Source organism: Erwinia typographi (assembly GCF_000773975.1).
Lineage (GTDB): Bacteria > Pseudomonadota > Gammaproteobacteria > Enterobacterales > Enterobacteriaceae > Erwinia > Erwinia typographi.
Map to the genome: position 1 here is coordinate 1 of NZ_JRUQ01000116.1, position 972 is coordinate 972.

The following is a 972-nucleotide window of genomic DNA, read 5'->3' on the forward strand; positions in this document are numbered from 1 at the left end:
CTAAATAGCTGCGCCTAATACTGCTACACTTTTGCCAGCCCATGTTGTCCTCCGGGGAATGGACTGATGGTTTCCATAAAATGGCGAACTTTTTTCAACAGTTGCCACATTGAACGGCACTTATGATTGCGCGTTATCGTGTCGTGAAGCGCCTGCCATAGCCGCTCAACGTGATTCACCCATGGAGAGTAAACTGGCTGGTAAATTACCCTGAACTTTGGGTTCGCTTTCAGCCAGCGCTGCGTATCCCGACTTTTGTGGATAATGTAGTTGTCCACGATGAGTGTGATGGTTTTTGCCCGTCGATATGCGGCTTTAAGGTGTTTCAGCAGGTTTATGAACAGCGCTGAGCTTTTGCTGTTGCCACCAACGTAACTGACCTTTCCCGTGCCGCTGTGTAAGGCTCCGGCAAGATAATATTTCTCATTCTGGCCCGGCGTGACCACTCGTTTTTGCTGTCCGCGCAGTTGCCAGTCTGCGCCAATTTTTGGATTGAGATGAATATCCACTTCATCCTCATAAAAGACCGGGTGTGCTGCGCTGCATTCGCCCAGCACTTTATGGATTGCTGCCATCTTTTCATCTTTGTGCGGGTCACGGATGCATAGCGTGGGAACTGCTCTGCGCCACACAAGTCCGGCGGCGGGTAACCAGCGACGGACGGTTCCGGCATGCAGCTGACATCCGGTTATCTCATTGATTTTTATTGCCAGCAACTCTGTACTCCATCGTGAACGCTGATAGCCAAAATCACCGGGAGAGCGTTTTACCAGTTCACGTAACAATGCACATATATGCTCAAAGGGCCAACGGCGGGAGCGTCCTGCGGGTAAGGACGTCAGGCCTTCAACACCCGAATGCGTAAACCAGTTAATCCAGCGCCCAACGGATGAGCGGGCACAACAGAGTGTTCTGGCAACGTCGCTGACACGGTCGCCCCGGTGCAGCATAAGCATGGCAGTTAGCCTACGG

The 972-nt window shown here is 52.1% G+C and carries 1 protein-coding gene; it reads right to left on the reverse strand.

Going from position 1 to position 972, the window contains the following annotated elements; all coding sequences use genetic code 11:
- Positions 1–23 precede the first annotated feature (23 nt).
- On the reverse strand, positions 24–972 hold a 949-nt coding region (locus NG99_RS26990), incomplete at its 5' end, for an IS630 family transposase (RefSeq protein ID WP_052130896.1).